The sequence below is a fragment of the Halorubrum sp. Boch-26 genome, assembly GCF_029889805.1.
Lineage (GTDB): Archaea > Halobacteriota > Halobacteria > Halobacteriales > Haloferacaceae > Halorubrum.
This window is the reverse complement of record NZ_JARANT010000177.1, coordinates 1-1,556: the sequence shown is the minus strand read 5'-3', so window position 1 is coordinate 1,556 and position 1,556 is coordinate 1. Positions and strand designations below refer to the sequence as shown.

The 1,556-nt window shown below is 68.8% G+C and carries 1 protein-coding gene; it reads left to right on the top strand.

Annotated features, from left to right (window positions below; genetic code table 11):
- The first annotated feature begins 229 nt into the window (after positions 1-229).
- Positions 230-1,213: a replication factor C small subunit gene (locus OQF71_RS14540; protein WP_280588524.1), complete on the top strand. Its 984-nt coding sequence runs from the start codon at positions 230-232 to the stop codon at positions 1,211-1,213.
- Positions 1,214-1,556: the final 343 nt, after the last annotated feature.

Sequence of the window (1,556 nt, the reverse complement as noted above, 5' to 3'; positions counted from 1 at the left end):
CGCCGCGGCGTTAGTACTCGCTCCCGAGGTCGACATCGATGTCGACGCTGGTGTCGACGCCGAGCGCGACGCGACCGCGCGCCTGCGAGAGGCGGAGGCCGACGCCGACGCGGCGGGGGCATTCCGCGAGACGATCCGGCGACGGATGTAGGCCGCGTGAGGGGCGGGACGGGTCCGAGCGCGGTCCGTTCTCGGTTCGTTTATCACCCCGCCGACCCTCCGATCCGCCATGAGCGAGGCCGACGAGCAGACGGCTGCGACCGCGACCGGCCGGGCAATCTGGATCGAGAAGTACCGGCCGCAGTCGCTCGACGACATCCACGGGCAGGAGGAGATCGTCGAACGGCTCCAGAGCTACATCGAGCAGGACGACATTCCCCACCTGCTCTTCGGGGGGCCTGCCGGTACCGGCAAGACGACCGCGGCCACCGCAATCGCCCGCCAGGTGTACGGCGAGGACAACTGGCGCGGCAACTTCCTCGAACTGAACGCCTCCGACCAGCGCGGCATCGACGTCGTGCGCGACCGGATCAAGGGATTCGCGCGCTCGTCGTTCGGCGGGGACTTCCGGATCGTGTTTCTCGATGAGGCAGACAGCCTCACGGATGACGCTCAGGCAGCGTTACGCCGGACGATGGAGCAGTTCTCCGACAACACGCGCTTCATCCTCTCGTGTAACTACTCGTCGAAGATCATCGACCCGATCCAGTCGCGCTGTGCCGTCTTCCGCTTCTCGCCGCTCTCGGACGAGGCGGTCGCCGCCCAGACCCGCGAGATCGCGGCCGCGGAGGGGATCGAGGTGACCGACGCGGGCGTCGACGCGCTCGTGTACGCGGCCGACGGCGACATGCGCCGCGCCATCAACTCGCTGCAGGCGGCGGCGACGACCGGCGATGTCGTCGACGAGGAGGCGGTGTACGCCATCACCGCGACCGCGCGGCCCGAGGAGATCGAGTCGATGGTGACGAACGCGCTGGAGGGCGACTTCTCGCGGGCACGAGCGACCCTCGACACCCTTCTGACGGAGACGGGGATGGCCGGCGGCGACGTGATCGACCAGCTCCATCGCTCCGTCTGGGAGTTCGACCTGAGCGAGCGCGAGGCGGTCGCGCTGATGGAGCGGATCGGCGAGGCCGACTACCGCATCGCCGAGGGCGCCAACGAGCAGGTGCAGTTGGAGTCGCTGCTCGCGTCGCTCTCGTTAGAGGAATAGGTCGGTTGCGGTCGCGGTCTCGTTTTGCTTGCGGCGTGCGAACTTGATTATTTATACGAGGTTGCCGTTGGCGGTTGCGGACTGAGTTCCTCCAAAGCCCCAGTCGCCCGGCGATACGTGCGCAATACTACGTCGACAGTGAACACCACCAAAGCCCCAGCCGCGACGGCTCGCGCGACTCGCTGCGGTCCTCGGTCGCTCGCGGTGCTCGCTCCCTGCGGTCCTTGCGTCGTCGTGCTTCGCCCTCGCGACTGCCCCTTTGAGTCCCACCCCACCGCCCCGCACCACGGGCACGCGCCCGGGGGGGGCGAGGGGGCGGGCCCCCCCGCCGGGTGTGGGGTGA

What these genes read in the sequence shown, in the direction of transcription:
- OQF71_RS14540 (WP_280588524.1), top strand. Translation starts at nt 230, where the DNA reads ATGAGCGAGGCCGACGAGCAGACGGCTGCGACCGCGACCGGCCGGGCA.